This window comes from Tahibacter amnicola (assembly GCF_025398735.1).
GTDB lineage: Bacteria > Pseudomonadota > Gammaproteobacteria > Xanthomonadales > Rhodanobacteraceae > Tahibacter > Tahibacter amnicola.
The window spans coordinates 836098-861872 of the sequence record NZ_CP104694.1 but is presented as its reverse complement, the minus strand read 5'-3'; the positions used below and the strand labels follow the sequence as shown (position 1 = coordinate 861872).

The 25775-nt window shown below is 64.9% G+C and carries 31 protein-coding genes and 1 tRNA gene; 22 read left to right on the top strand and 10 right to left on the bottom strand.

The window, feature by feature from the left end:
* Positions 1–175 precede the first annotated feature (175 nt).
* The 4 genes from N4264_RS03615 to N4264_RS03600 all read right to left on the bottom strand — a co-directional run bounded on the left by N4264_RS03615 (position 176) and on the right by N4264_RS03600 (position 2480).
* Positions 176–973, bottom strand: a complete 798-nt coding sequence (locus tag N4264_RS03615; RefSeq protein WP_261695712.1) for an ImuA family protein — start codon at positions 971–973, stop codon at positions 176–178.
* Positions 970–1596: a transcriptional repressor LexA gene (gene lexA, locus N4264_RS03610; protein WP_261695711.1), complete on the bottom strand. Its 627-nt coding sequence runs from the start codon at positions 1594–1596 to the stop codon at positions 970–972. Before lexA ends, N4264_RS03615 begins: the two co-directional genes overlap by 4 nt.
* 56 nt (positions 1597–1652) lie before the next feature.
* Complete coding sequence (gene bfr / locus N4264_RS03605) at positions 1653–2123, bottom strand: bacterioferritin (RefSeq protein WP_261695710.1); 471 nt, start codon at positions 2121–2123, stop codon at positions 1653–1655.
* Positions 2124–2270: 147 nt separating this feature from the next.
* Positions 2271–2480 (bottom strand): (2Fe-2S)-binding protein, encoded by a 210-nt coding sequence (locus N4264_RS03600; RefSeq protein ID WP_261695709.1) that lies wholly within the window; start codon positions 2478–2480, stop codon positions 2271–2273.
* Between the two features lie 120 nt (positions 2481–2600).
* Here N4264_RS03600 and N4264_RS03595 point away from each other — a divergent pair, with 120 nt between their 5' ends.
* Positions 2601–3071 carry a pilin gene (locus N4264_RS03595; protein WP_261695708.1) on the top strand — a complete coding sequence of 157 codons (471 nt, stop codon included), beginning with the start codon at positions 2601–2603 and terminating at the stop codon, positions 3069–3071.
* A 17-nt stretch (positions 3072–3088) separates the two neighbouring features.
* On the opposite strand, the gene N4264_RS03590 is transcribed toward N4264_RS03595, so the two are convergent.
* Positions 3089–3634, bottom strand: coding sequence for an RNA pyrophosphohydrolase (locus N4264_RS03590; protein WP_261695707.1), 546 nt, complete (start codon positions 3632–3634; stop codon positions 3089–3091).
* Positions 3635–3775: 141 nt separating this feature from the next.
* Here N4264_RS03590 and N4264_RS03585 point away from each other — a divergent pair.
* The 4 genes from N4264_RS03585 to N4264_RS03570 all read left to right on the top strand — a co-directional run bounded on the left by N4264_RS03585 (position 3776) and on the right by N4264_RS03570 (position 5557).
* Positions 3776–3852: transfer RNA gene (locus N4264_RS03585), tRNA-Met, on the top strand.
* Between the two features lie 62 nt (positions 3853–3914).
* Positions 3915–4289: a 6-carboxytetrahydropterin synthase QueD gene (gene queD / locus N4264_RS03580; protein ID WP_261695706.1), complete on the top strand. Its 375-nt coding sequence runs from the start codon at positions 3915–3917 to the stop codon at positions 4287–4289.
* A 31-nt stretch (positions 4290–4320) separates the two neighbouring features.
* Complete coding sequence (locus N4264_RS03575) at positions 4321–4896, top strand: chalcone isomerase family protein (RefSeq protein WP_261695705.1); 576 nt, start codon at positions 4321–4323, stop codon at positions 4894–4896.
* Positions 4897–5155: 259 nt separating this feature from the next.
* Entirely contained in the window at positions 5156–5557 is a 402-nt protein-coding gene (locus N4264_RS03570; protein ID WP_261695704.1) for a phasin family protein, read from the top strand.
* 124 nt (positions 5558–5681) lie between these two features.
* Here the strand turns inward: N4264_RS03570 and N4264_RS03565 are convergent, their stop codons facing one another.
* The 4 genes from N4264_RS03565 to N4264_RS03550 all read right to left on the bottom strand — a co-directional run bounded on the left by N4264_RS03565 (position 5682) and on the right by N4264_RS03550 (position 8640).
* Positions 5682–6062, bottom strand: coding sequence for an MAPEG family protein (locus N4264_RS03565; RefSeq protein WP_261695703.1), 381 nt, complete (start codon positions 6060–6062; stop codon positions 5682–5684).
* Positions 6063–6140: 78 nt separating this feature from the next.
* A complete protein-coding gene (locus N4264_RS03560; protein WP_261695702.1) occupies positions 6141–6716 on the bottom strand; it encodes an STAS domain-containing protein in 576 nt (191 codons plus the stop codon).
* Positions 6717–6719: 3 nt separating this feature from the next.
* Positions 6720–7823, bottom strand: a complete 1104-nt coding sequence (locus N4264_RS03555; protein WP_261695701.1) for an FHA domain-containing protein — start codon at positions 7821–7823, stop codon at positions 6720–6722.
* 19 nt (positions 7824–7842) lie between these two features.
* The gene (locus tag N4264_RS03550; RefSeq protein WP_261695700.1) at positions 7843–8640 is read right to left on the bottom strand and encodes a cyclic nucleotide-binding domain-containing protein; all 798 of its coding nucleotides are present in this window, start codon (positions 8638–8640) and stop codon (positions 7843–7845) included.
* A gap of 207 nt (positions 8641–8847) precedes the next feature.
* On the opposite strand from N4264_RS03550, the gene N4264_RS03545 reads away from it, so the two are divergent.
* The 11 genes from N4264_RS03545 to N4264_RS03495 all read left to right on the top strand — a co-directional run bounded on the left by N4264_RS03545 (position 8848) and on the right by N4264_RS03495 (position 18173).
* Positions 8848–9444, top strand: a complete 597-nt coding sequence (locus tag N4264_RS03545) for a hypothetical protein (protein WP_261695699.1) — start codon at positions 8848–8850, stop codon at positions 9442–9444.
* Between the two features lie 270 nt (positions 9445–9714).
* Positions 9715–10635: an alpha/beta hydrolase family protein gene (locus tag N4264_RS03540; protein WP_261695698.1), complete on the top strand. Its 921-nt coding sequence runs from the start codon at positions 9715–9717 to the stop codon at positions 10633–10635.
* Between the two features lie 88 nt (positions 10636–10723).
* On the top strand, positions 10724–11218 hold the full coding sequence (locus tag N4264_RS03535) for an ATP synthase subunit I (protein ID WP_261695697.1): 495 nt from the start codon (positions 10724–10726) through the stop codon (positions 11216–11218).
* A gap of 11 nt (positions 11219–11229) precedes the next feature.
* Positions 11230–12051 (top strand): F0F1 ATP synthase subunit A, encoded by an 822-nt coding sequence (gene atpB / locus N4264_RS03530; protein WP_261697569.1) that lies wholly within the window; start codon positions 11230–11232, stop codon positions 12049–12051.
* Between the two features lie 54 nt (positions 12052–12105).
* Positions 12106–12381 (top strand): F0F1 ATP synthase subunit C, encoded by a 276-nt coding sequence (atpE, locus tag N4264_RS03525; RefSeq protein ID WP_261695696.1) that lies wholly within the window; start codon positions 12106–12108, stop codon positions 12379–12381.
* A gap of 108 nt (positions 12382–12489) precedes the next feature.
* Positions 12490–12960 (top strand): F0F1 ATP synthase subunit B, encoded by a 471-nt coding sequence (locus N4264_RS03520; protein ID WP_261695695.1) that lies wholly within the window; start codon positions 12490–12492, stop codon positions 12958–12960.
* A 3-nt stretch (positions 12961–12963) separates the two neighbouring features.
* A complete protein-coding gene (locus N4264_RS03515; RefSeq protein WP_261695694.1) occupies positions 12964–13497 on the top strand; it encodes a F0F1 ATP synthase subunit delta in 534 nt (177 codons plus the stop codon).
* Between the two features lie 80 nt (positions 13498–13577).
* Positions 13578–15125, top strand: coding sequence for a F0F1 ATP synthase subunit alpha (gene atpA, locus N4264_RS03510; RefSeq protein ID WP_261695693.1), 1548 nt, complete (start codon positions 13578–13580; stop codon positions 15123–15125).
* A gap of 134 nt (positions 15126–15259) precedes the next feature.
* A complete protein-coding gene (gene atpG, locus N4264_RS03505) occupies positions 15260–16123 on the top strand; it encodes a F0F1 ATP synthase subunit gamma (RefSeq protein WP_261695692.1) in 864 nt (287 codons plus the stop codon).
* 81 nt (positions 16124–16204) lie between these two features.
* Entirely contained in the window at positions 16205–17614 is a 1410-nt protein-coding gene (gene atpD / locus N4264_RS03500) for a F0F1 ATP synthase subunit beta (protein WP_261695691.1), read from the top strand.
* A 133-nt stretch (positions 17615–17747) separates the two neighbouring features.
* Entirely contained in the window at positions 17748–18173 is a 426-nt protein-coding gene (locus tag N4264_RS03495) for a F0F1 ATP synthase subunit epsilon (RefSeq protein ID WP_261695690.1), read from the top strand.
* 149 nt (positions 18174–18322) lie between these two features.
* On the opposite strand, the gene N4264_RS03490 is transcribed toward N4264_RS03495, so the two are convergent.
* The gene (locus N4264_RS03490) at positions 18323–18832 is read right to left on the bottom strand and encodes a hypothetical protein (protein WP_261695689.1); all 510 of its coding nucleotides are present in this window, start codon (positions 18830–18832) and stop codon (positions 18323–18325) included.
* A gap of 102 nt (positions 18833–18934) precedes the next feature.
* Here N4264_RS03490 and N4264_RS03485 point away from each other — a divergent pair, with 102 nt between their 5' ends.
* From N4264_RS03485 to glmS, 6 genes are all read left to right on the top strand, one after another.
* Positions 18935–19555, top strand: a complete 621-nt coding sequence (locus N4264_RS03485) for an SEL1-like repeat protein (protein WP_261695688.1) — start codon at positions 18935–18937, stop codon at positions 19553–19555.
* A gap of 83 nt (positions 19556–19638) precedes the next feature.
* On the top strand, positions 19639–20562 hold the full coding sequence (locus N4264_RS03480) for a hypothetical protein (protein ID WP_261695687.1): 924 nt from the start codon (positions 19639–19641) through the stop codon (positions 20560–20562).
* Positions 20563–20705: 143 nt separating this feature from the next.
* Entirely contained in the window at positions 20706–21131 is a 426-nt protein-coding gene (locus N4264_RS03475; RefSeq protein ID WP_261695686.1) for a F0F1 ATP synthase subunit epsilon, read from the top strand.
* A gap of 115 nt (positions 21132–21246) precedes the next feature.
* On the top strand, positions 21247–22191 hold the full coding sequence (locus N4264_RS03470) for a hypothetical protein (protein WP_261695685.1): 945 nt from the start codon (positions 21247–21249) through the stop codon (positions 22189–22191).
* Positions 22192–22376: 185 nt separating this feature from the next.
* Positions 22377–23747: a bifunctional UDP-N-acetylglucosamine diphosphorylase/glucosamine-1-phosphate N-acetyltransferase GlmU gene (glmU, locus tag N4264_RS03465; RefSeq protein WP_261695684.1), complete on the top strand. Its 1371-nt coding sequence runs from the start codon at positions 22377–22379 to the stop codon at positions 23745–23747.
* Positions 23748–23900: 153 nt separating this feature from the next.
* The gene (glmS, locus tag N4264_RS03460) at positions 23901–25733 is read left to right on the top strand and encodes a glutamine--fructose-6-phosphate transaminase (isomerizing) (RefSeq protein ID WP_261695683.1); all 1833 of its coding nucleotides are present in this window, start codon (positions 23901–23903) and stop codon (positions 25731–25733) included.
* The last annotated feature ends 42 nt before the right edge of the window (positions 25734–25775 follow it).

Below are 25775 nucleotides of genomic sequence, written 5' to 3'. Positions count from 1 at the left end.
GCGGACGACGAACGCGTCGGTTGCATTGCCCTGTTGCGACGCTGTCGCATGCATCCGCTATCCAGTGCGTAGCAAGCTGGTGTTTCACACATGAGTTGCTCCTGTCGAAGTGCCATCCGTGGCGGTGAACTCCTGACCAACTGACAGGTTTGCGAGGCCTGGGCGGTCTGCCTGCTCAGGCACGCCATCGCAATCGTGTGGCAGCAGCACCAAAGCTGCCGCGGCATTTGAGGATCTCCGCCGATGTGCCCTGTTCGTCCGCATGTACAAGCAGGCGCAACGCCGAGGGACTGGCCTGTGAGGCCATCGCTTCGGGACGGAAGACAAACGCGAGCCCACCGCCATGTTCCGCCGCCAGCTGCCAACGGCGCAGCTGGGCGTAGTCGGTCTTGTCGGCCCAGAAAAGGACGGCGCCACAGGCACCGGAACGCAGGCATTGCTCGGCACTCCAGGAGGCATCGGACACCCGGCGCCCACCAGCAGGAGAAGACGTCGTCGTTCCTGCCCTGGGCGGCATCGCAGCGGGTGCTATTCCACCAGCGGACTGCAGAGCGGCCGCCGAGGAGACACGCGGCCGCATCGAACCAAGAGGGTCGTCGGTGGGATTGCCGACCTCCGCCACGAAGGCCAGGTCGATGCCCTGGGCAGCAAGGGCCGGCGCATAGGGAATGTAGGGCGGCGCCACGAACACCACCCGCTGCTTCTGGCGGGTGAGGCTGGCCAGCGCCGGCATCAGCAGGCTCAGCTCTCCCAGGCCATCGGCACCGATGAGAATTTCCGAGAGTGCTCCCAGCGGCCAGCCGCCGCCGGGCAGGAGACGATCCAGCGCATCCCAGCCGGTGGATTGCGCCCGCATCGACAGCGGCGCGGAGCGGCGCCATACACCTGGATGGCGCAGCACGCCATCCAGCCCGGCGGCAGGCGCCGAACGGCCGCCTTCCAGGGGTAGCGATCGGACCGGTGCGGCACTCATGGTTCCCCCTGACGGATGACGCCCACGTACACGCCCTCGATGGCGAAGCTGTCCGTGCGGCGTGGATCGACCTCGATGGGTGAGAAATCCGGATTCTCCGGCAGCAGCAGCAGGCGATCGCCCGCATGCCGCAGACGCTTGACGGTGATTTCGTCATCCAGCCGTGCCACCACGATGCGGCCATCATCCGCAGTCGGCGTGCGGTGCACGGCGATCAGGTCACCATCGAGGATGCCGACCTCGCGCATGCTCGCGCCGACCACGCGCAGGAGGAAATCCGCCCGCGGCCGGAACAGATTGCCGGCCACGGCAAACTGGGCTTCGATATTGCCTTCCGAAAGAATGGGACTGCCGGCTGCCACGCGGCCGACCAGCGGCAGGAGCCGGTAATCCGCCGACGGTGTCTCGACAGCCGGCAGGCGCAGGCCGCGGTGCTGGGCGGAGCGCTCCAGGGCGCCCTTGCGCATCAGGGCGTCGATGTAGTCCTGGGCGGAACTGTGGCTGCGCAGGCCGAGCGCTTCGGCAATCTCGCGCAGACTGGGCGGATAGCCGTGCTCGCTCGCATAGGCGCGAACGAATTCCAGTACGCGGCGTTGCTTGGGAGTGAGCTCGGGGGTCGTCATACGTACTAATGTACGTATTCAGACCCCCACCCGCAAGTGCCCGCAAAGGGCGGATGTCAGCTGCCGATCTTGGTCTGCAGATAAGCGGTATCGCCCAGCTGGCGGATCAGCGTGAGCTGCGTTTCCAGCCAGTCGATATGTTCTTCTTCGGATTCGAGAATCGACTCGAACAGTTCACGGCTGATGTAGTCGCCGACCTGTTCGCAATAGGCGATGGCGGCCTTCAGGTCCGGCACTGCCGCGTACTCGAGCTTCAGGTCGCACTCCAGCGCTTCCTTGGGCGATTCGCCGACCAGCAGCTTGCCCAGCTGCTGCAGGTTGGGCAGGCCGTCGAGGAACAGAATGCGGTCGATGAGCTTGTCCGCGTGCTTCATCTCGTCGATCGATTCCTTGTACTCGTGATCGGCGAGTTCCTTGAAGCCCCAGTTCTTGAACATCTTCGCGTGCAGGAAATACTGGTTGATCGCGATGAGTTCGTTGTAGAGCGCCCGGTTGAGATGCTCAATGACCTTGGCGTCGCCTTTCATGTCCTGCTCCTTGAACGAAAACGACCAGACTATACCGCCGCCGGTCTGCCCAGGAGGAAACGCGAATCGGATGCACTATCCAATGCGGGAAATCGCCAGGCTCATCCGCCGGGCACCGCAGAACAGCAGGAGGGAATGGGCCGCGCGTCAGGCGGCGGCAGCCACCAGGGCCAGTCCGAAGGGCTTGGCATTGCGCGGAATGGCTTCGCGCAGCACCTGCTCGGCAAAGTCGGCGCAGGATCCACAGGTACCGGCGCAACCGGTCCGCATGGTCAGCTCGGCCAGGGAACGTACACCATCAGCAGCCGCGTCGCGGATGGCCGAATCGGTGATGCCGTTACAGATGCAGACGTACATGGTGCAGAGCCCCTTTGGTGCATCCATTCAACTGCAAATGAGAATGATTGTCAACATCTCTCCCATTGGACGCAACCCACCCGGTGTCGATCATCATCACGCGCACCAAGGAGCACGCCGATGCAGCGCCTGGCCCTGAATTTCGTGGTGGTATTCGCGGCCGCGCTGGCGGCGCTGCTTCTCCACGACTACCTGCGCGGCAGCCGCACTGGCGGTGATTTCGGGGTTGGCGCGCGCCAGGAACGGGACCGCGTCCTCGAGAGCGATTTCCGCCGTGCCGCCGATCCAGCCCGGGTGGCCCTGGCGGAGTTCTACTTCTCCCACGGTACCTGGCCTAGCTCCAATGCCCAGGCCGGCCTGCCGGAACCGTCGCTCTACCGGGGAGAATCGCTGCGGACGCTGGCCGTCAGCGGATCAACCATCACCCTCACCTTCGACGGGCGCTCGGGCGTCGACGGCGGCCAGATCATCCTGCGCGGCGAAACGACGCCGGAACTGGCGATGGGCATCCACTGGGAATGTATCTCACCTAACCTGCCGGACATCGCGACCGCGCTGCCCCACTGCGTACATCGTCGGCCGGGCGGCTGACGGCACGGTCACGCACGTCAGACCAGGGCCGGAACCGCCGAAAGGCTCTTCTCGACCGGCGCCGGGAGATCCCCCAGGCGCACACGGCACACCGACTCCACCGTCGGCGCAAACTGGCGCAGCGCCCGTTCGTACACACGCCGCTTGAAAGTCACGACGTTCTGCGCCGGGTACCAGAAATCGACCCAGCGCCACAGGTCGAACTCGGGCTTCTCGTTGGCATCCAGGCGGAAATGCCGCTCCTCGCCAATGAACCGCAGCAGGAACCAGACCTGTTTCTGACCGATGCACAGGGGGCGCTCATTGCGCCGGAGATAACGGCGCGGCAACCGGTAACGCAGCCAGCCGGGCGTGGCTCCCAGCACCTGCACATGTTCGGCGCCAAGACCGGTTTCCTCGTGCAGTTCGCGGTACATGGCCTCCAGCGGCGTTTCGTCGCTGCGCATGCCACCCTGCGGAAACTGCCAGCCATCGCGGTTGATGCGCCGTGCCCAGAACAGGCGGCCATCATCCCGCAACAGAACGATGCCGACATTCGGCCTATAGCCATCGGGATCGATCACTGGCCACTCCAAATTACGCCCTGGCAAGGATTCTTCCACAGCGCGCGAGGGGCCAGCAAGGCAGAGTATGGAACCGGCCTTGACAGCGGCCCCGGCGAAGCTACAATGCCCGACCCTATTTCGGGCACAATTACCCGTAGTGGCTAGGTAGCTCAGCCGGTCAGAGCGCGGCACTCATAATGCTGAGGTCGGCGGTTCGATCCCGCCTCTAGCCACCATTCCTTCTTCTGGCGCGCCGGCCACGTATTTTGCCGGCACGCGACCGGCACCGTCCTGCGCGATGGATCTCTTCAAGGTATTCCAGATCGAAGCGGCGCACCGCCTGCCCGAGGTTCCGCCGGGCCACAAGTGCGCACGACTGCACGGTCATTCCTTCCGGATTGAAATCCACGTCAGCGGCCCGGTCGATCCGCGCGCCGGCTGGGTAATGGACTTCGCCGACATCAAGCAGGCCTTCGCGCCGGTCTTCGATGCGCTGGACCACCGCTACCTCAACGACATCGACGGACTCGCCAATCCCACCAGCGAGAACCTGGCGATCTGGATCTGGCAGCAACTCAAACCGGCGCTGCCACTGCTCAGCCGTGTAGTGGTTCACGAAACCTGTACATCCGGCTGCGCATACGGTGGCCCCGACAGCACCGGAACCGGCTAAACTCGGGAAAATTTCCGGGCCGGTGTCGCGCATGCTTCTGTCGCGAATTTTCTCGTTGTGCCTTTTGACGCTTTCCGCAACCGCCTCCGCCGTCACTGTCGGCGGCGAGGAATTCCCGGAGCGCATTGACGTCCCGGGCGTGGGCAACAACCTGCATTTGTCCGGCGCGGCCGTCCTGGATCGCAATTTCGTCCCGTTCTATACCGCTGCGCTGTACGTACCGCTTTCGGTGCGCTCGGGCGAACAGCTGGCATCGGGCATGTCCCCCTTCCGCATGACCGTCATCTGGCAGATCCCTGCTCTTGATGATGCCCGTGTCGACGAGTACTGGCTGAAATCGTTCACCGACGCGGTCGGTGCGAACCAGATGCCGCGCATCAAGGGCAACGTCGATCGCTTCCTGGCCCTCTTCGGCGCCGCCGAGCATGGCCAGACCATCCTGTTCGATTACATCCCTGATGCCGGCATGCGCATCTATGTGGACAACAAACCCGTCGGCCAGCTGGCGGGCGTGGAGTTCAACCGCGCCCTGATCGCAATCTGGCTCGGTGAAAAGGCGCCGCGGGAATTCCGCGACACGCTGCTGGCCAATATCGACGGGCCCTGAGCCCCCTACCGCCCGGCGCCAGAACACGCTTCGTGCCACCGCCCGCCCTGGGCGGCGTTGCGGGATCGCGCGCGCAATCCCGCCTTGCTAACACTTTTTTGACGCAATGCACGACGCCCTGACACCGGGCAGACTCCCGTCATTTCTACCGATCCCGGTGTCATGGGTATTTTCTTGCGAATCACGTGTTGCAACGCAACAAAACCCCTGGTACGCTTCGCGCCCACACTCCACCAACCGCCTGCGAGGGCAAGCCACCATGATCGAGCAGTACAACAACCAAGTGCTGGCGTTCAGCAAGAGCTTCGCCGATGCCGCTTTCAAGGTTCAGGGCCTGGCGCTCCAGAACTTCGAAAAGATCGCTGACCTGCAGTTGAAGACGTTCGAGAACCGTGCAAACGCCACCGCGGCGTTCGTGTCGGAAGCACTGGAAGTGCGTGACTTCGACGGTCTGAAGGCCATCTGGCCGAAGAGCGTCAGCCTCGCCAAGGAATCGGCCGAGAAGGTCTACAGCACCAGCCAGGAAGTGTTCGGCCTCGGCATCAAGACGAGCGAAGCGCTCGGCGAACTGGCCAAGACGACCTTTGCCGCCACCAACGAAACGCTGCAGAACCAGGCCAACGCCTTCAAGAAGGCTGCCCCCGCGGCCCCGGCGAAGTAAGCACTGAACAACGAGTACCAAGCCGCGCTGCGACGACCCTCCCCTCCCCGTAGTCGCAGTGCTGCTTTGGGCCGGATGACGCAAGTCATCCGGCCTTTTTCTTTGGGGGACTGCTATCCCGGCCTCAGGCCGAGATCACGAAGAGACCGACCACGCAGGCCACGCCCAGCGCCCACGCGACACTGCGCAAGGTCGCCTGGTTCGCCAGGTACATCGCGCCGTACACCAGTCGCAGCACGATGAACGCGACGGCGAGCAGATCCGCTTTGTCCTGTGGCGCGTGCAGCACATGCGCCACCAGCACCGCGGCCGCGAACGGTGGGAACGCCTCGATCGAGTTCAGGTGCGCCCAGTGCGCACGGGCGCGGAATCCGTCCAGGTTGGCCTGGAAGACGCGCGGCTGGCGATTGTCAAAGCGCGTCGCCCCTTTGCTGAACTTGGCAATGCCGGTGAACACCAGCGGCAGAAAGGCCGCCACGAGGATGGTCCAGAGCGCAATCGTCATTTCGCCTTCCTTTCTGATCGGAATGGAACGTTCGAATGCACTCGCCCCCGCGAGCGCTCCAGGGTCAGCGGTGAGGGGTCAGCTTTTTGGCCCCAGCCACCGCTTGAGTTTCGCCGCGAGCCCTGCCGGTTCACGGCCGGGCGGCAATGGCGTCGGATTGCGCGTTTCGACCCTCTCGGGCGCTGTCTTGGCTCCCAGCAGCCGTGCGGCCGCCTGGGTCAGGTCGGAAGCGCCGCCGCCGGCCGCCGCGGAGTCCGCCGCGGGCGCCCCCATCAGTTCCGTAGCGGCTGATACCAGGCGCGGATCCAGCTGCGCCTGGGAGTGCCGCGCCAGGGCACTGCGCCGATCGGCGTACACGGGCAGGCGTTGCGCCAGCTCGGGCTGGGTGAAGATCTCCCGCAGTGAATCGGGAACGCCCGCCAGCCAGGTCGTCCCCTTGCCGCGCAGACGGTCCGCCAGGTGGGCCAGCACCTTGATACCGGCGCTGGACGCGTAATTGAGCGCCGTCAGGTCGAACAGGAAATAGCGGGCACCTGCGCCCTCCAGTTCCTGCAGGGCGAGCTCCAGGTCGACCGCCCCTTCGGCGTCGAGCCGGCCGCCCAGCAGCAGGACATGCACCTGCCCCTGCTGCTCGGTGACGATCTCAAGGCCCACCCCTCAACCCTCCCGGAATACCCAGCGCGCAGCACCGACCTGGATGACGTCCTGGTCGCGCAGCAGCCGCTCGCGCACTTTCTCCGCATTGACCCGCGTGCCGTGTGCGGTGCCCAGGTCGACAACCGTATAACCCGCCATGCTCACCGTCAGCTGGGCGTGCCTGGCTTCCACGCCCGGGCCGCCGACGCGAACGTCATTGGCCGGGTCCGCACCGATGTTCAGCGGCTTGAGGTTCAGCATGATGCTGTTCTTGCCCGCCTCGGGATTCTGCGGCACCAGCCGGGCGGCGCGAACGACGACCGTCGCGCCCGACGGCGCGGCCGGCGTGGCGCTCGAGCGGGCCGGCAGCGGGATGTCCAGTACCGGCATGATCTGCGTCTCACTGGGAGGACGCCGCGGTGTCGCCGGTGGGGCTGGCATGGCGGGCGCAGGCTCCATCGTGGGCAACGGCGGCATCGCCATGGCCTGGGTCGCATCCGGCGGCGCAATCGTTTCCGTTTCCAGCGTCTGGTAGGCCTTGGTCGGGATCTCGTTGCGCGAGGGCGTCGGTGCCGGATCGGGCTCGACCGCTGCAGGCGGAGCCGGCGGGGCCGCTACGACAGATGGAGCGGGCGCCGGTTCCGGTGCACGCGCGGCCGCTTCGAGCTCGGCTTCCGAATGGAAGGCTTCGAGGAACTGCGCCTTGAGCGACTCGGCGCGTCCCAATGCCTCGCGCCGCTCGGCCAGGTCTTTTTCGAGATCAGCGCTGCGGCGCTGGAACTCGGCCCCGTCGAACTCGCCCAGCTGGTGACGCAACTCGATTTCCTGGCGATCGAGCGAGATGGCTTCGTGATCGGCGGCGAAGCGATGGTGCAGCACCTTGAGCGTGGCGTACTGCTCGCGCGCCTGCTGTTTGAGCGGTGCCGACTTCGTTTCCAGCTCGCGCGTCCTGGCCTGGTAGTCGCCGCGCACGCGCAGGTACACCGCATCAGCGACGGCGCTCCGCCGTTCCTCCAGCTGGGTCAGACGCTCGGCCAGGATGTCCTGCTCGGCCTTCAGGTGTTTCAGGTCGGCAACGGCGGACAGATCCACCGCTTCGAGCGCCGCCAGTCGTTCGTTCGTCATGATGCTCCCCTGTCGCGTTTCAGGCCGCGACCAACTCGATCTCGACCGCACCGAATTTCAGGCGGTCTCCGGTTTTCAGCGGGACAGTCGCGCCGGTCGCCAGGCGCTGTCCGTTGACAAAGGTGCCGTTGGCGGTACCCACCTCTTCGCGCAGGAAGTAGATCCCCCCTTCGCTCAGAAGCTTCGCATGCCGGCGGCTCAAACTGCGTGACGCATCCAGCGGACCGAGATTGATCTCGGGCGTGATGCCGGTGACGGGATCCGTACGGCCGATCAGGAATTCGGTACGTGCCGGATCGAGCGCAAAACGCTGCCCGCTGGCCGCGTGCACAAGGACTGCAGGCCCCACTGCCGATGGCGGCGGCAGCGGTGTCACCGGCCGCGGCGGGCGGACCGCCGGCTCGGTCGCCGGCTTTGCGGCCGTCGCTGCGGCGCCCCGCAGCTGGTCGAGCGCGGCCTGCAGTTCGGCGGCGCGCTGCTCGGCGCGCCGGTGGCGTGCCGCGAGCTTGCGCATGATCCGCACCGCAATTTCCACATTTTGGCGCAACAGGTCGGCAAAGGCGGCGCGCTGTATCCGCAGCAGCCGGCAATCGGTCCGGGCCAGTGCCGAGGCAAACCGCGGCTGGTCTTCCAGCATCGCCATGTCGCCGAAGAAGTCGCCGCTCTCCAGCGTGGCGATGGTCACATCACCACGCGCGCTGCGCCGGATCTCGACCGTGCCCGATTCAATGATGAACATCTCGGCGCCGGGTTCGCCTTCGCGAAAAACCCATTGCCCAGCCGGAACCTCGATGTAAAGGTCGTTCGCCTTTGCCATGTGCCTTCCCGTGCCGCGTGCGTCGCTTCGCAGCGATTATGCCGAGCGGGGAATCCGCGCGGCAATCGACGCCCGGGCTCGCCATGCCGGCGCCTTTCAACCTAGTCAGCCCGAAGCCGTCAGGCGCACACTAGTGCGTGTTGGCCGCCACTCGCGACCGGCACCGATAGCAAGCGTCCTGGACTGCATCCGCCGAGGGAGAACGCCATGTCATTGCAACGCGCCGTCGTATCGCTGCTGTTGATCGCCACCGCTACCACTGCCGCCGCGGCAGACCTGGTCATCTACGATGATTCCACCAAGAACGGATTCGACCAGACCTGCACCTGGAGCCCGGACGTCGATTTCGCCAGCACGGCCACCGTGCATTCGGGTGACTACGCCATCCGCTTCACCCCGTCCTACTTCGGCGGCCTGAGCTGGTGTGCGCCGGCCGGCGGCATCAGCACGGAGATCTACCGCGCACTGCGCTTCTGGATTCACGGCGGATCCTCTGGCGGCCAGGTCATCCGCCTGACTTTCCTCAATGGCGAGCCGCCGGAAGAAGTGGCGTCCGTCCTGGTTTCGGATCTGATCGGCGGCCCCATTCCGGCGGACATGTGGACCGAGGTGACAGCCTCCTTTGATGTTGACCCATTGATCATCGACGAAGGATTCACGCAATTTCACTTCCGCGACCAGAACAAGGATCCGCAGCCGGAGGTGTACTTCGACGATATCTCGCTGGTCGAGCGCAACCCGCCGCCCGATCTGATCTTTGCCGATGACTTCGAAGACACGCCCGAAACGATTCTGCCGCGCTAGCGGTCGACAGACGCATCACCGGGCCTGGCACCTGCCACGGCCATCGCCCTGCGCAGACGAGTTGCAATAGCCACACTTCCACCTGTGCACGCAACCGCCCGCGCACAGCCCCGGCCCGCTCGTCAGCGGCGGGCCGGTGAACCTGGGCGGGCGCAACCCGCCAGGTCCGTCCGGCTTCCCGGCACAGGCCCGGACACGACTGCGTGGGAATTCACACCATTTCTCCCGGGGGACCGCTAGTCTGCGCTGAAGAACATCATCGTCCCCGCCATGCGCCCCCGATCGATCCATCTGCTTCTTGCGCTGTTTCTGGCCGCACCGGCTCCCGCCGCCACGACTGTCAAACTCCCTCCCTGGGCCTGCGGCACGGGCGACCGCATCCTGCGCAGCGGATTCGACGGTCCCGAATTCGTCCCGAGCCAGCCCAGCGGCGGCTCCGGCAGTACGGGCACCGGCTGGCAGATCCGCCAGTACAGCCTGGGCGGACTGGGCACCGGGACGCAGACCGTGCACCTGTCCATCCCACCGGACTACGATCCGCGCATCGCCTGGCCCCTGGTGATTGTGCTGCACGGCTATGCCGGCACGCCCGTCAACGCCGACGCCTACGCCCGCAGCGCGCGCAACGCCTGGGAATCGGCCACCAGCGCCCATCGTCCGATTATCGCGGCGCCCGTGGCCAACGGCCCGTCCGGATCGTGGCTCAATCCGCCGGCTGCCGGCTATTCCGACTACGACTTCCTGGCCGCCGTGGCGCAGGACCTGCCGACCGCCTACAACATCGATCGCGCGCGGATGTACCTGTGGGGCTTCTCCGCTGGCGGCGGCGTCGCCCACGACCTGCTGGTCAACGGTGCCGTGCCCGAACTGGATGAGAACCATCTCGCGGCCTACTCCGTCGGCTCGGCAAGGCTCTATGCCCTGGCTTGCGCCGGACAGAGCGAAGCCGGCTGCCAGAACCGTCTCAACACCCAGGCGCGCAAACTGCCGCTCGACATCCACCTGGGCACCACTGATCCAATGTATGGCTCGCCCTATTTTGCCTCCCAGGACCCGGTCCGTTTCCAGACGGCCGGCTGGGTAGCGGGCGACACCCTCAACTATGTGACGTTCAATGGCGGGCACACCTATGGGGTCACCCAGGTCGGCGAGACCTGGAGTTATCTCTGCCGGTTCGCCGTCACGCCATAGCGTCCGCGCTACACCAAAGCCTCCCGACTTTTCCACCGAATTCCGTGGCCTGGCGCAAGAACCCGCCGGCGGCGGCGGGGCGCCGCGAATGGCCGACTTTACCTGCCATTTCGGTTGCGGCTGGCGAAAACCGGCTGATATAATTCCGCTGCTTAGTGACCGGTTTGCGCAGCTTCGAAGCGCGGAACCGGGCAACCGTCAGGGCAACATCCGCGTGAGAAATTCGATCGCCGCCGGCCGGCGACTGGCCGCTCGGATTGTGTTCGCCCAGACGGGAGTTTCCCTTCTGATGGCATTGGTATTCCTGGCGCAGGGAGCGCGACCGGCAACGGGCGCCTTCGCGGGCGGGATGCTGGCGACGTGCGGGACCGCTCTGCTGGCGGCCCGGATGTTCGTCGGAGAGGCCATCAGTGGGCAAGGGGCCTTCTGGGGCTTCCTGCTGGGCACGGTGTTGAAGTGGCTGTTGCTCGCGGGTGGCCTGGTGGCCCTGCTGGGCGTATGGCGGTTTCCACCCCTGGCGGCGATTACAGGTTTCGTTGCGGCCACGCTGGTGAATCTGGCGGGGCTGCGGTTCAAGGATTAGCGGAGTTCAACGTGAGCAGCGAAGCAGCGACCGGCGGTCTGAACGGGTATATCTCGCATCACCTGACCCACAACACGATCCAGATCGGTTCGGGATTCAACTTCGACAGCTGGATCGTCGCATTGGTCCTGGGCCTCATCTTCGTGATGTGGTTCGGCTCGAAGGCCCGCAAGGCCACGGCCGGCGTGCCGAGCAAGGGCCAGGCGTTCGTCGAGATCATCCTCGAATTCGTCGACGGCCAGGTCAAGGACACCTTCCATGGCGACCGCCGCTCCGTCACCCCGCTCGCGCTGACCATCTTCATGTGGATCGTGTTCATGAACACCATGGACCTGATCCCGCTCGACCTCCCCGGCTGGCTCGTCCAGACCGTGGCCGGCGCCGAGGCCGCCCACCACACCTATTTCCGCGTCGTCCCCACCGCCGACCTCAACACGACGTTGGCGCTGTCGACCTCCGTCTTCTTCATCCTGCTGGGTCACGCGATCGCCGCCAAGGGCGGTTTCGGCTTCGGCAAGGAGCTCCTGACCGCGCCGTTCCACGCCCATGGCCCCATGGCCATCGTGATGGCCCCGGTCAACCTGCTGATGAACATCATCGAATGGCTGGTCAAGCCGGTTTCGCTCGCGATGCGACTGTTCGGCAACATGTACGGCGGCGAGCTCGTGTTCATGCTGATCGCCGGCCTGATGGCAAGCTGGTTCACCTTCCTGCCGGGCATCATCGCCAACGCGGCGTGGGCCATCTTCCACATCCTGATCATCCTGCTCCAGGCCTTCATCTTCATGATCCTCACGGTCGTCTACATCGCCGGCGCCCGCGAAGGTCACTAATCGTTTTTCTTTTCCTTCACCTTTTGTAATCGACTTCACTTCAGGAGAACCACCATGGAATTCATTGCCAACGTTCAGAGCCTGACCGCCATCGCCATCGGCATCATCATTGGTCTGGGTGCGCTCGGCGCCTGCCTTGGTATCGCCATCATGGGTTCGAAGTTCCTGGAATCGGCCGCCCGCCAGCCGGAACTCGTGCCGATGCTGCAGGGCCGCATGTTCCTGCTGGCCGGCCTGATCGACGCCGCGTTCATTATCGGTCTGGCCGTCGCGCTGTTCTTCGCGTTCGCCAACCCGCTGATCAGCGTCCTGCAGACCGCCGCGCACTAATCACGCACGTCGCTTGCACCTCTCCGCGCGCCCCATGACGGGGCCGCGCGGTTTGTCATGAAGCACCGCCTTCATGGCCAGCACGCAGCGAATGCCTGAGGAGTCAACATGAATATCAATTTGACCTTCTTCGGCCAGATGATCTCCTTCGGGATCCTCGTCTGGTTCACGATGAAGTTCATCTGGCCGCCTCTGAATGCGGCCATCGAATCGCGTCAGAAGACCATCGCCGATGGTCTGGCTGCCGCCGAGCGCGCCCGCCAGGAACTGCAGGACGCCGACGCCCGCGTTGCCGACGAAATCCGCAAGGCCCGTGAAGAGGCCGCCCACATCGTCGACCGCGCGAACCAGCAGTACAACCAGATCGTCGACAAGGCCAAGGTCGATGCGGTCGCCGAAGGCGCCCGCCAGAAAGCCCTGGCCCAGGCCGAGATCGAATCCCTCTCGCATCAGGCACGGGAAGTGCTGCGTCAGCAGGTCGCCTCGCTGGCGGTTGCCGGCGCGGAGAAGATCCTGAAGCGTGAGATCGATCAGGCCCGTCACCGCGATCTGCTTGACGCACTGGCCAAAGAGATCTGATCCATGAGCAGCGCTGAGAGCCTCGCACGTCCCTATGCGCGCGCCGCCTTCGACCTCGCCCGGGAAGCCAACGCGCTGAACGAGTGGTCGAAGAAACTGGAATTCGCCGCCGCTGTCGCCAGCGATCCCCAGGTCCGCCAGTTGATCGGCAACCCGGGTGTCACCGGCGAGCAACTGGTCGGTCTGCTGCTTCCGCAGGGCGAAAAGACCGATTCGGCCTACGCCAACTTCCTGGGCACGCTGGCGGCCAACCGCCGCCTGCCGATCCTCGTTGACGTGGCCCAGGGCTTCGCCGTGCTCAAGCGCGAATCCGAAGGCGTCCTCAAGGTGCGCGTACGCGCCGCGGTGCCAGTCGATGCAGCCATGGCGGAAACGCTCAAGGCTGCCCTGACCAAGCGCTTCGGCCGCCAGATCGAACTGGAAAGCGAGATCGACGAAAGCGTCATCGGTGGCGCGATCATCGATGCCGGCGACGTGGTGATCGATGGTTCCGTCCGCGGACGCCTCGAACGCCTGGCGCAGAACCTGACGCACTGACGAGTAGGGCGGGCTCGCGCCCGCCGTCGCGACCATGTTCAGAACGGCGGGCCCTAGGCCCGCCCTACGTGAGAAATCCCATGCAAACCACGCTCAATCCTTCCGAAGTCAGCGAGCTCATCAAGAGCCGCATCCAGCAGTTCCAGGCCACGGCGGAAGCGCGTAACGAAGGCACCATCACGTCGGTCTCCGACGGCATCGTGCGCATCCACGGCCTCGCCGACGTCATGTCCGGCGAAATGATCGAGCTGCCGGGCGGTTCGTTCGCCCTGGCCCTGAACCTGGAGCGCGACTCGGTCGGCGCCGTGGTTCTGGGTGAGTACCAGCACCTGCGCGAAGGCGATAAGGTCAAGACGACCGGCCGCATTCTCGAAGTCCCCACCGGCCCGGAACTGCTCGGTCGCGTCGTCGACTCGCTCGGCAACCCGATCGACGGCAAGGGCCCGCTCAACGCCAAGGTCACCTCGCCGATCGAAAAGGTCGCGCCGGGCGTGATCTGGCGCAAGTCGGTCGACGAACCGGTGCAGACCGGCTACAAGTCCGTCGACTCGATGATTCCGATCGGCCGCGGCCAGCGCGAGCTGATCATCGGTGACCGCCAGACGGGCAAGACCGCGCTGGCCATCGACGCGATCATCAACCAGAAAGGCACCGGCATTAAGTGCATCTACGTCGCCATCGGCCAGAAGCAGAGCTCGATCGCGAACGTCGTGCGCAAGCTGGAAGAAAACGGCGCCCTGGATCACACCATCATCGTCGCCGCCTCGGCTTCCGAATCCGCCGCGCTGCAGTACATCGCCCCCTACTCGGGCTGCGCCATGGGCGAATACTTCCGCGACCGTGGCCAGGACGCGCTGATCATCTATGACGATCTGTCCAAGCAGGCCGTGGCCTACCGCCAGATCTCGCTGCTGCTGCGGCGTCCGCCGGGTCGCGAAGCGTATCCGGGCGACGTGTTCTATCTCCATTCGCGTCTGCTCGAGCGCGCCGCCCGCGTGAACGAGGAATACGTCGAGAAATTCACCAACGGTGAAGTAAAGGGCAAGACCGGTTCGCTCACCGCCCTGCCGATCATCGAAACGCAGGCGGGCGACGTGTCGGCCTTCGTTCCGACCAACGTGATCTCGATCACCGACGGCCAGATCTTCCTGGAAACCGACCTGTTCAACGCCGGTATCCGTCCGGCCGTGAACGCCGGTATCTCGGTGTCCCGCGTCGGCGGCGCCGCCCAGACCAAGATCGTCAAGAAGCTCTCCGGCGGCGTGAAGCTGGCGCTGGCGCAGTTCCGTGAACTGGCGGCCTTCGCCCAGTTCGCCTCGGACCTCGACGCCGCCACCCGCGCCCAGCTCGAACGCGGTCAGCGCGTGACGGAACTGATGAAGCAGAACCAGTACGCCCCGCTGTCGATTGCGGAACTGGCACTGTCCGTCTATGCCGCCGAGAAGGGCTTCCTGGACGACCTGCCGGTCGCCAAGATCCTGCCGTTCGAAAAGGGCCTGCACGCGTTCTTCCACCAGAACCACGGCGAGCTGATGAAGAAGATCGTCGCTACCGGTGACTGGAACAACGACATCGAAGCCACCTTCAAGTCCGGCATCGCCGAGTTCAAGAAGACTGGCAGCTGGTAAGACGCCCCTCGCCCCCTCGACCGAGGGGGCGATCCTTTCCCACCCGGGAAAGGCGCGGATCGTTCCAACGGCTTCAAGTGTGTGTGTACTGGCGTAGCTAGCGCCGCGCCCCGAACACCCAAGACGAGATATCTATGGCAGGCGGCAGAGAAATCAAAACCAAGATCAAGAGCGTGCAGAACACCCGCAAGGTGACGCGCGCGCTCGAAATGGTCTCGGCCTCGAAGATCCGCAAGGCGCAGGACCTCATGAAGGCCTCGCGTCCCTATGCGCGCCTGATGCGGCAGGTCATCGGTCACATCGCCAAGGCGAATACCGAGTACCAGCATCCGTTCATGGTCGCGCGCAAGGACGTCAAGCGCGTGGGCTACATCGTCGTGTCGACCGACCGCGGCCTTTGCGGCGGCCTCAACTCGAACCTCTTCCGTCGCCTGATCGCGGAAATCCGCGAACTTACGGACCGCGGCGTGGAGATCGATGTCGTCGCCATCGGCGCCAAGGCCAACGCCTTCTTCAAGCGCCTGAAGGTCAACCTGGTCGGCAGTGCCACCCACCTCGGCGAGAAGCCGCAGGTCGCGGCCCTGATCGGCGTGATCAAGGTGATGCTCGATGCCTACACGGAAGGGCGCATCGATCAGCTCAAGCTCGGCTACAACGACTTCATCAACACGATGACGCAGAAGCCGACGATCGACACCTTGCTGCCGTTGCCGCCGTCGGAAGAACTGGCGACGTCGCACGAGTGGGACTACATCTACGAGCCGGGCCCGGAAACGGTGCTCGACCACGTCCTGACGCGCTACATCGAGTCGCTGGTCTACCAGGCCACCCTGGAAAACCTGGCAAGCGAGCATGCGGCGCGCATGGTGGCCATGAAGTCGGCCAGCGACAACGCCACCAAGGCGATCGAAACCCTGTCGCTGATCTACAACAAGGCGCGCCAGGCGGCGATCACCCAGGAAATCTCCGAAATCGTCGGCGGCGCTGCGGCGGTCTGACGAATCCCCGGGCCGGTCGTGCCGCGTGCCCCGCTCGCGCCGACCGCCCACAAAGAATTTCAAGAGTCAAAGGAAACCATCATGAGCCAGGGCAAAGTTGTTCAGATCATCGGCGCCGTGGTCGACGTCGAATTCCCGCGCGACCAGGTACCGAAGGTGTACGACGCACTCAAGGTCGACGGCACCGAAATCACGCTGGAAGTTCAGCAGCAGCTCGGCGACGGCATCGTGCGCGCGATCGCCCTCGGCTCCACCGACGGCCTGAAGCGCAACCTGATCGCCCGCAACACGGGTGAAGGCATCAAGGTGCCGGTCGGCGTGAAGACGCTGGGCCGCATCATGGACGTGCTCGGCAACCCCATCGACGAAGCCGGCCCGATCGGCGAGCAGGATCGCTGGGTGATCCACCGCCAGGCCCCGAGCTACGCCGAGCAGGCGTCCAGCAACGAGCTGCTGGAAACCGGCATCAAGGTCATCGACCTGGTCTGCCCGTTCGCCAAGGGCGGCAAGGTCGGCCTGTTCGGCGGCGCCGGCGTGGGCAAGACCGTCAACATGATGGAACTGATCAACAACATCGCCAAGGAACACTCGGGTCTGTCCGTGTTCGCCGGCGTGGGTGAGCGTACCCGCGAGGGCAACGACTTCTACCACGAAATGAAAGACTCGAACGTTCTGGACAAGGTTGCGATGGTGTACGGCCAGATGAACGAGCCGCCGGGCAACCGTCTGCGCGTCGCCCTGACCGGCCTGACCATGGCCGAATACTTCCGCGACGAGAAGGACGCGTCCGGCAAGGGCCGCGACGTGCTGCTCTTCGTCGACAACATCTACCGCTACACGCTGGCCGGTACGGAAGTGTCGGCGCTGCTGGGCCGCATGCCGTCCGCCGTGGGTTACCAGCCGACGCTGGCCGAGGAAATGGGCGTCCTGCAGGAACGCATCACCTCGACCAAGACCGGCTCCATCACCTCTATCCAGGCCGTGTACGTGCCCGCGGACGACCTGACCGACCCGTCGCCGGCCACGACCTTCGCCCACCTCGACGCCACCGTCGTGCTGTCGCGTAACATCGCGGCGCTGGGTATCTACCCGGCCGTCGACCCGCTCGACTCCACCAGCCGCCAGCTCGATCCGAACGTGATCGGCAGCGAGCACTACGAAGTCGCGCGCAAGGTTCAGGGCACGCTGCAGCGCTACAAGGAACTCAAGGACATCATCGCCATCCTCGGCATGGACGAACTGTCGGAAGAAGACAAGCAGGCCGTGGCCCGTGCGCGCAAGATCGAGCGCTTCTTCTCGCAGCCGTTCCACGTGGCCGAAGTGTTCACGGGTTCGCCGGGCAAGTACGTCTCGCTCAAGGAAACCATCCGCGGCTTCAAGATGATCGTGGATGGCGAATGCGACCACCTGCCGGAGCAGGCGTTCTACATGGTCGGCGGCATCGACGAAGTCATGGAAAAGGCCAAGAAAATGGCCGAGAAGGCTGCCTGATGCTCCGGGGGATCCCACGATCCCCCACACCTTGCCGGTACGACGTCGAATTCCGTCGCAGTACCGCCAAGGATTCGCAACACGACCGGTGACGGCGGATCCCTGATCCGCCCAACGCAATAAGGTAAACCCCATGGCATCCACCATTCGTTGCGACATCGTCAGTGCCGAGGAAGAGATCTTCCACGGCGCCGTGCAGATGGTCGTCGCCACCGGCGAGCTTGGCGAGCTGGGTATCGCGCCGCGTCACGCGCCGCTGATCACCCGTCTCAAGCCTGGCCAGGTGCGCGTCATCCTGGAAAACGGCGACGAGCAGTTCTTCTACGTTTCCGGCGGCATCCTCGAAGTGCAGCCGCAGGTCGTGACGGTTCTGGCCGACACCGCCATCCGCGCCAAGGACCTCGACGAAGCCGCTGCCCGCAAGGCAAAGGAACAGGCCGAGCGCGCCCTGGCCAACCGTACCGACGCGCTGGAAATCGCCCAGGCCCAGGCAGAACTCGCCCAGGCCGTGGCCCAGCTGCAGGCACTCGAGCGACTGCGCAAGAACCTCAAACACTGAAGTTCGAGCACGTGACTGATTCGAAAACGCCGGCCTTGAGCCGGCGTTTTTGGTTCTGCATCGAGGCCCGGAGTCGCGACATGCACCGCGCCTCCGGAACGCTGGATCGCCGACGCACCCCACGATGCCCGGCATTGGCTGTGGGAAGCCTACGTACGTCGTGATGCAGAAGAGAAGGCTGGTACCCCCGATCTTCTGCAGAGCGTCCAGCCCTCTGATTGGCTTTCAAGCCGGCGGTCCACGCCTATTTCCGCAGAAAGCATCAGCAATCTGGCGGAACGCCCTTGTGACAACGAGTCCATCAGCGCCAACCCGGCCCAACGCGTGCCTTTCGCACACCTTTCCACATTGACGCGCAATTCACGCGCCGTCGAAAGAAGCGCCGCAAGCAACGACGATTCGGTAGCGCACAGAGTTTCGTCTAGTGCACTATTTGCCTTCACATACGACGATCCGGTCCCTGATTCAGTGATTTCAACCCGCAAGCCGATACCGCGACGCATTCGGGCTTTCGCCGTCATCGCCATTATCGTCATTTGCGTTGTTATCCCCTTTTTTGCACGCAGTAACCGCGCGGAGGCACCTTCCGATACGCGTTCCGTCCAGGCCCCTGCGCGCGACGCGGTTCGACCAACGGTGATCGCGACAACGGCAGTCACTACGGCAATCCCCCCGGAACGACGTCCGGACCTGCCCGCGCCGTCGTCTACAGGGACGTCGAACCTGCTCCAGTCGATTTCCCTTCCATACCGGTCACAGCCTTGCTGCCGGATCTGGAAAAGCGCGCCCGCAGAGGCGATGCGCAAGCCGCCCTCGCCGGCTACTTTGCCCTGAGCCTGTGCCGCGACTTCTTTGCCCGGCGGGTGTCGCGCGAACAATTTGCCGGCGACGATCAGGCCTATGAATCCATGTTGGCCGAAACGGCGCCCTCTGTGGACCAGTGTGCCGGCGTCTCCGCTGACCAGATCAAGCAACGCGGCACCTTCCTGACGATCGCCGCTGACACCGGCAACACAATGGCTGCAGCCATATACGCTACGGATTCCGCCGCGATCGTCGGCACCTACGGGCAAATGGTGCGTAACCCCGACGCCATCCCGCCGTACAAGGAACGCGCCGTCCGCTACCTGCGCAATGCAGCTGCAAGCGGCAATAAAAAGGCCATGGAACTGCTCGCTTCCACCTATCGCGACGGCGTGCTGGCTGACATCGACCTGGCGCAGGCGTATCGCTATGCCTGGACGGCAACGCAGCTCGCGAACACGCCCCCCGAAGTCATCCGGATCCGCGACCAGTTGGCACCGCTGCTGACCGAGCTGGAGCGCAAGGGACTCGAACAGGCAGCGCGCGAAGATCTCGATCACTGCTGCGCAGTCCCCTAGTCAGCCACTACGACGGCGCCACGCGTCCCAGCCACTGCCCGCGCATTCGATTGCGCACCGATCACTGAATTTTCCTCGGCACCATGACGCACCGAACACTGCGATATGAACGCCGCAACTGGCCAGGTCTGATTGCGGCAGTTGCAGCGATTGCCTGCTTGATGGTGTGGTTCGACCAGCGGCATCCGGAGCATCCATCCGGGACGCCAGTCGTCGTCGCTCCCACCGATGATCCGGCTACACCAACCGAGCCGAATGCTGACGCTCCGAGTACTGCTGCACCCCCTGGCTCCGCCGTGCTGACCACCGGCACGCCGTTGCGCACACCTGGCCGCTATCGCAAGCCGCCGCTACTGCTCAGCCACCGCCCGGAAGGCCGCTACAGCGACGTACTCCCGGAACTCATCCGGAAAGCCCCGCAGGATCGCGAGGCAGCGCTTGCGATCTATCATTCCCTCCGCCATTGCAAGGGCGTCCTGAGCACCGATTTGCCTGCGACATTGCGGAACGTTCCGGAACAAGAGGCCGCAGACCATGTGGCGCACACCGAGGAGCAGTTCGAGCTATGCGCGGGAATTTCCGGCGAACTGATTGGCAAACGCGGGCAGTTCCTTGAGATGGCCGCCGCGGCGGGCCACCCACAGGCGCAACTGTACTATGCGTATTTTCCCGACGAGATACTGGGTGACGAACGCGAGTTGCTCCGCCACCCGGACCGCATACGGCCCTACAAGGAAACGTCCTTGCACTACCTTCGGCAAGTATCGTTACTGCCCAACGCCCAGGCCTACATCCTGCTCGCAAGCTCTTATGCAACGGGCTACCGGGCGCCAGCTGACCACGCCCTGGCCTATCAGTACCAGTACAGCGCCAAGATGGTCGATCCGCTGCTCGGCACGGACGAGATAACGCTCGCGGAATACGCGGGGCGTATCAGTGCCGAAGCCCGGCAGCGCGCTGAGCAGTCCGCGCTGGCGGAGCTTGAGCGGTGTTGTGCATTGAAATAGACCGCGCCCCGACGACGTTGCCAGGCACCGAGTGGTAGCGGGCTGAACGTGGCGCCTCCGTTCTTCGCAGGACGTTGCAATCAGCGCCGGTCCGGTCCGCCGTGGTTTGACGCCACGACGCTTGCCGGGCTATCTACTCCGCCATGCCACTCACCATCCAATGCGACATCGTCAGCGCCGAAGGCGATATCTTTCACGGCGAAGTCCGGATGGTGATCGCCTCGGGCGAGATGGGTGAACTGGGCATTGCGCCGCGCCATGCGCCGCTGATCACCCGGCTGAGACCGGGGCAGGTTCGAATGATCCTCGACAGCGGCGAAGAGCCACTGTTCTATGTGTCCGGCGGCATCCTGGAGGTGCAGCCAAAGTCCGTCACCGTGCTCGCTGATACCGTGATCCGCGCGGACGACCTCGACGAGGCGGCTGCGGCTGAGGCCAAGGCGCACGCCGAACGGATATTGGCCAGTGCGGCCGACAGGCAGGAGATCGCCCGGGCCCAGGCGGAACTGATCCATGCACTGGCGCAGCTGCAGGCATTGCAGCGCTGGCGCAGCCATCATCGTCGCTGACTGACGATTACCCACCAGGCGAACTTTGCCCGCCAGCCATCACACTGACCGCGACGGCCCAGCCAGCCGTTGATGACATTCCGCACCGAATTCCGCCTACAGGGGAATGACCGCCATGAAGCACCGATCCAGCTCCGTCACCGTCGCCCTGTTCATTGCAGCCGCCGTCCTCAGCGGGGTAGCCCAGGGCACCGAATGCCCGGCCCGACGGGCCGAGGACATCGCCTATGACACGGCGCGCGACCGGTGGCTCCAGCCGGTAGTGGCCCGGCTGAAGACGTCGTCGCACCCACGCGACCGACTCCTGGCAAACGCCATCCTTCCGGACGATCAGCCCATCCCGCCTCAACCGCTTCCCCGCGACGCCGGTTCCCGCACGCTGCTGACGCTAGGCCGCTGCGCCGGCAGCGACGCTGATGGCTGCCGCCGCATTCTCGACGCGTGGACATCGGTGGATCGCCAGAACGCCTGGCCCTGGGTACTGCGCGTGATCGAGCAGGAGGGTGCCGATGAAAAGACCCGCCGTACCACGATCACCGCCATCACGGCCGCCAGGCACTTTGCCGACGGTACGGCAGAAATCCTTGCGCACTACTACGACGCCCTCGTCGTCGCCAAGGACAGCCCGGCCCGTCCGGACGGCTACCAACCACGAACCTGCGGCGCGGTGCTGGATCTTCACCCTGGTCTGCGCGCCATGACGCAGGCAACCCTCAACCAGGCGCGTGAGTCGCTGTGCCGCGAACACTCCGCCTGGCATGACACCGCCGCCTGCACCCGCCTGGGCAAATTGCTGCGCGATGCCAAGGGCAGCCTGGACGCACCGCTCCTGGCGTCGGAGTTCCTGCCAGCCGACAACGGCGCTGGCGCCGACAGCGCACGCCTGGCTGCGCAGCTCGACGCACTGGACCTCGCGGGCCGCGGCGACCGCTATCTGCACCGATTCTTCCGTGACCTCAACCTGCGCACGCTGGAGGCGACCCTCGCGCTGTCGCGCTACCAGCCGGAAGACACCGTAACCACGCCGACCCTGCAAAGCGGCTCATCGCACCGGCCATGACGGCGTCCGTTCGCCCCTTTGTGCCAGCACATTCTGGCGGCCACTTTTCCAATGGCTGGCAGAGGTTTTCGCCGGCCTTCACGTGGGCTGCAGAATTCACAATGCCGCATCCGGCGACGTCGCACCGGCGTAGCGTCCCCAAACTGCGATAATCCACCCCCATCATCCTGGAATCTTCCGCACTCATGACCGCACCGCTGCACGTCATCGTTCTCGCCGCCGGCGAGGGCAAGCGCATGAAATCGGCCCAACCCAAGGTGTTGCTACCACTGGCAGCACAGCCGATGCTCGGCCATGTGCTGGCGACGGCACGCGCGCTGCGGCCGGCCGCCATCCACGTGGTCTACGGCCACCGGGGCGACCAGGTGCTGGCAGCCTTTGCCAGCGACACGGATATCACCTGGGTGCACCAGCTCGAACAGCATGGAACGGGTCACGCCGTGCGCCTGGCCATGCCCGCAGTGCCGCCGGGCGCACGCGTCCTGGTGCTCTACGGTGATGTGCCGCTCATTACGGCCGCTACGCTGGCACCGTTGGCGGAAGCGGATGCGGAACTGGCTGTCCTGGGCGCAGAACTGATCGATCCCACAGGCTACGGCCGCATCGTGCGCGACGGACTCGGCCAGGTGCGCGCGATCGTCGAGGAAAAGGATGCCAACACCGAGCAACGGCGCATCTGCCTGGTCAATACCGGCATCATCGCGGCGCGCGGCGACCTGCTGCGCACCTGGCTGGATGCACTGCGCAATGACAACGCGCAACGCGAGTATTACCTCACGGACGTTTTCGCGATGGCCTCCCACGCCGGCACGCCGGCCATCTGCGTGCCCTGCAACGACCGCCACGAAGCCTTCGGCGCCAACGATCCCTGGCAGCTGGCGGAACTGGAACGTCATTACCAGTTGCGTCAGGTCCGCGCACTGTGCGCCGCGGGCGTGCGATTTGCGGACCCTTCGCGGTTTGACTTGCGCGGCAGCGTCACGGTGGGACGCGATATCGACATCGACATCAACGTCGTGTTCGAAGGCAACGTGCAACTGGGCGACGGCGTCCGCATCGGGCCCTTCTGCCGAGTGCAGAACACGACGCTGGCGGCAGGTACGCAGGTGTTGTCGCACTGCGACCTCGACGGTGTGGTCACGCATGGCCCGTGCACGATCGGTCCGTTTGCGCGGCTGCGTCCGGGCACCGAGCTCGCAGCGGGCGTGCATGTCGGCAATTTCGTGGAAACCAAGAAGGCCGTGCTCGGCGAGGGCGCCAAGGCCAACCATCTCACCTACCTGGGCGACGCCGTCATCGGCGCCCGCACCAACGTCGGGGCAGGCACCATCACGTGCAACTACGACGGCGTAAACAAATCCACCACCACAATCGGCGATGACGCCTTCATCGGATCCAACTCCTCGCTCGTTGCGCCGGTCAGGATCGGCGACAGAGCCACCATTGCTGCCGGGTCGGTGATCACCAGCGATGCACCGGCCGGCGAACTGACCATCGGGCGCGCGCGCCAGCACACGATTTCCGGCTGGAAACGCCCGAAAAAGCGTGAAAGCTGACGCATCCCGGCGGCAGCGACGAGGGCGACAAGCGCATTGTCGCGGCGTCAAACCCCGGGAACTGCCTGCAAATCGCCCGGTTTTGGCCCTGCCATCTGCCCCCCTGCGGTAGAATCATCGACCTCTCCCGTACTACACCGAAGGACTTCCCCGATGTGCGGAATTGTTGGCGCCGCCGCGCGGCGCGACGTCGTAGACACGTTGATCAGCGGATTGAAAGCCCTGGAATACCGGGGCTATGACTCCGCCGGCGTGGCCCTCCTGACCGACAAGGGCCTGGAACGCCAGCGCACCAAGGGCAAGGTGCGCGACCTGGAAGCCCTGCTCGGTACGGCGCCACTGGCCGGTTTCACCGGCATTGCGCACACGCGCTGGGCCACGCACGGGGCACCCAACACCACCAATGCCCACCCGGTGGCCTCGCGGGATACGATTGCCGTTGTTCACAACGGTATTATTGAAAACCACGAGTCGCTTCGTGCCGAGCTCCAGGCTGCCGGCTACGAGTTTGCCACGCAGACGGATACGGAAGTCATCGCCCACCTGATCGAACAGGCCCACGCGCGCGGGATGGATCTGCTCGCTGCCGTCCGCCACGTCATTCCACGCCTGCACGGCGCGTTTGCGATCGCGGTGATCTCGCGCAACGAACCCGGTCGCGTGGTCGGCACCCGCCGCGGCAGTCCGCTGGTCGTCGGCCTGGCCGACGGTGAGCAGTTCCTTGCATCCGACATCCACGCGCTGTTGCCGGTGACCCGTCGCTTCATCTACCTCGCCGAAGGCGACGTCGCCGATGTGAAGATCGACAGTGTCGCCATCTACGACGAAGCAGGAGCCCCCGCTGACCGGCCGGTCAAGCAGGCCCACTTCTCCGCCGACGCCGTCGAGCGCGGCGAATTCCGTCACTACATGCTCAAGGAAATCCACGAGCAGCCCCAGGCCATTGCAGATACGCTCGAGGGGCGCCTGTCCGGCAGCCACATCCTCACGGAGATCTTCGGCGTCGGCGCGAAAGAACTGCTCTCGCGCACGCGCGCGGTGCAGATCATTGCCTGCGGCACGAGCTTCCATGCCGGCCTCGTCGCGCGCTACTGGATCGAAGGACTCGCGAAGCTGCCTTGCAATGTGGAAATTGCGTCTGAATACCGTTATCGCGAATGCGTCGTTCAGCCGGATACCCTGTTCGTGTCCATCAGTCAGTCCGGCGAAACCGCCGATACGCTGGCCGCGCTCAAGTCCGCCAAGGCGAAGGGATACCTTGCAACGCTTGCCGTCTGCAACGTGCCCGAATCGTCGATCGTGCGCGAGTCTGACCTCTCCCTGATGACACGCGCGGGCCCCGAGATCGGGGTGGCCTCGACCAAGGCCTTCACCACGCAGCTGGCGGCGCTGTCCCTGCTTGCACTGGAACTGGCGCGTCACCACGGCATCGATCCGCAGCGCTACGAAGCCCTCGTGCGCCAGCTGCAGACGCTCCCTGGTGCCGTCAATGCCGCCCTGGCACTGGACGGCGAAATCCGCCAGCTCGCCGAACGCTTCGTCAGCAAGCAGCACGCCCTGTTCCTGGGCCGCGGCACGCAGTTCCCGATCGCAATGGAAGGCGCGCTCAAGCTCAAGGAAATCTCGTACATCCATGCCGAGGCCTACGCCGCCGGCGAACTCAAGCACGGTCCGCTTGCGCTGGTGGACGAGGAAATGCCGGTCATTGCCGTGGCACCCAACGACCATCTGCTGGAAAAGCTCAAGTCCAACATCGAGGAAGTCCGCGCCCGCGGCGGCGAACTCTACGTGCTCGCCGATGCCGACGTCGCGCAGCACATGCCGCATGCCAACGGCAAGATGATCACCCTGCCGCCCTGCGGCGAACTGATCGCACCGGCTGTATTCACCGTGCCGTTGCAGCTACTGGCCTACCACGTCGCCGTGCTGCGTGGGACGGATGTGGACCAGCCGCGGAATCTGGCGAAGAGTGTGACGGTGGAGTAGTTGCCGGTCACCCCGGCACGAAGTCCAGAAGCGTTTCGTCTG

Coding starts and splice junctions, on each gene's coding strand:
- N4264_RS03480 (WP_261695687.1), top strand. CDS start 19,639: ATGACGCACCGAACACTGCGATATGAACGCCGCAACTGGCCAGGTCTG.
- glmS (WP_261695683.1), top strand. CDS start 23,901: ATGTGCGGAATTGTTGGCGCCGCCGCGCGGCGCGACGTCGTAGACACG.
- atpA (WP_261695693.1), top strand. CDS start 13,578: ATGCAAACCACGCTCAATCCTTCCGAAGTCAGCGAGCTCATCAAGAGC.
- N4264_RS03515 (WP_261695694.1), top strand. CDS start 12,964: ATGAGCAGCGCTGAGAGCCTCGCACGTCCCTATGCGCGCGCCGCCTTC.
- atpD (WP_261695691.1), top strand. CDS start 16,205: ATGAGCCAGGGCAAAGTTGTTCAGATCATCGGCGCCGTGGTCGACGTC.
- N4264_RS03600 (WP_261695709.1), bottom strand. CDS start 2,480: ATGTACGTCTGCATCTGTAACGGCATCACCGATTCGGCCATCCGCGAC.
- N4264_RS03615 (WP_261695712.1), bottom strand. CDS start 973: ATGAGTGCCGCACCGGTCCGATCGCTACCCCTGGAAGGCGGCCGTTCG.
- N4264_RS03540 (WP_261695698.1), top strand. CDS start 9,715: ATGCGCCCCCGATCGATCCATCTGCTTCTTGCGCTGTTTCTGGCCGCA.
- N4264_RS03545 (WP_261695699.1), top strand. CDS start 8,848: ATGTCATTGCAACGCGCCGTCGTATCGCTGCTGTTGATCGCCACCGCT.
- N4264_RS03570 (WP_261695704.1), top strand. CDS start 5,156: ATGATCGAGCAGTACAACAACCAAGTGCTGGCGTTCAGCAAGAGCTTC.
- N4264_RS03595 (WP_261695708.1), top strand. CDS start 2,601: ATGCAGCGCCTGGCCCTGAATTTCGTGGTGGTATTCGCGGCCGCGCTG.
- N4264_RS03555 (WP_261695701.1), bottom strand. CDS start 7,823: ATGACGAACGAACGACTGGCGGCGCTCGAAGCGGTGGATCTGTCCGCC.
- N4264_RS03550 (WP_261695700.1), bottom strand. CDS start 8,640: ATGGCAAAGGCGAACGACCTTTACATCGAGGTTCCGGCTGGGCAATGG.
- N4264_RS03565 (WP_261695703.1), bottom strand. CDS start 6,062: ATGACGATTGCGCTCTGGACCATCCTCGTGGCGGCCTTTCTGCCGCTG.
- lexA (WP_261695711.1), bottom strand. CDS start 1,596: ATGACGACCCCCGAGCTCACTCCCAAGCAACGCCGCGTACTGGAATTC.
- N4264_RS03575 (WP_261695705.1), top strand. CDS start 4,321: ATGCTTCTGTCGCGAATTTTCTCGTTGTGCCTTTTGACGCTTTCCGCA.
- atpG (WP_261695692.1), top strand. CDS start 15,260: ATGGCAGGCGGCAGAGAAATCAAAACCAAGATCAAGAGCGTGCAGAAC.
- N4264_RS03520 (WP_261695695.1), top strand. CDS start 12,490: ATGAATATCAATTTGACCTTCTTCGGCCAGATGATCTCCTTCGGGATC.
- queD (WP_261695706.1), top strand. CDS start 3,915: ATGGATCTCTTCAAGGTATTCCAGATCGAAGCGGCGCACCGCCTGCCC.
- glmU (WP_261695684.1), top strand. CDS start 22,377: ATGACCGCACCGCTGCACGTCATCGTTCTCGCCGCCGGCGAGGGCAAG.
- N4264_RS03495 (WP_261695690.1), top strand. CDS start 17,748: ATGGCATCCACCATTCGTTGCGACATCGTCAGTGCCGAGGAAGAGATC.
- atpE (WP_261695696.1), top strand. CDS start 12,106: ATGGAATTCATTGCCAACGTTCAGAGCCTGACCGCCATCGCCATCGGC.
- N4264_RS03475 (WP_261695686.1), top strand. CDS start 20,706: ATGCCACTCACCATCCAATGCGACATCGTCAGCGCCGAAGGCGATATC.
- bfr (WP_261695710.1), bottom strand. CDS start 2,123: ATGAAAGGCGACGCCAAGGTCATTGAGCATCTCAACCGGGCGCTCTAC.
- N4264_RS03470 (WP_261695685.1), top strand. CDS start 21,247: ATGAAGCACCGATCCAGCTCCGTCACCGTCGCCCTGTTCATTGCAGCC.
- N4264_RS03535 (WP_261695697.1), top strand. CDS start 10,724: ATGGCCGACTTTACCTGCCATTTCGGTTGCGGCTGGCGAAAACCGGCT.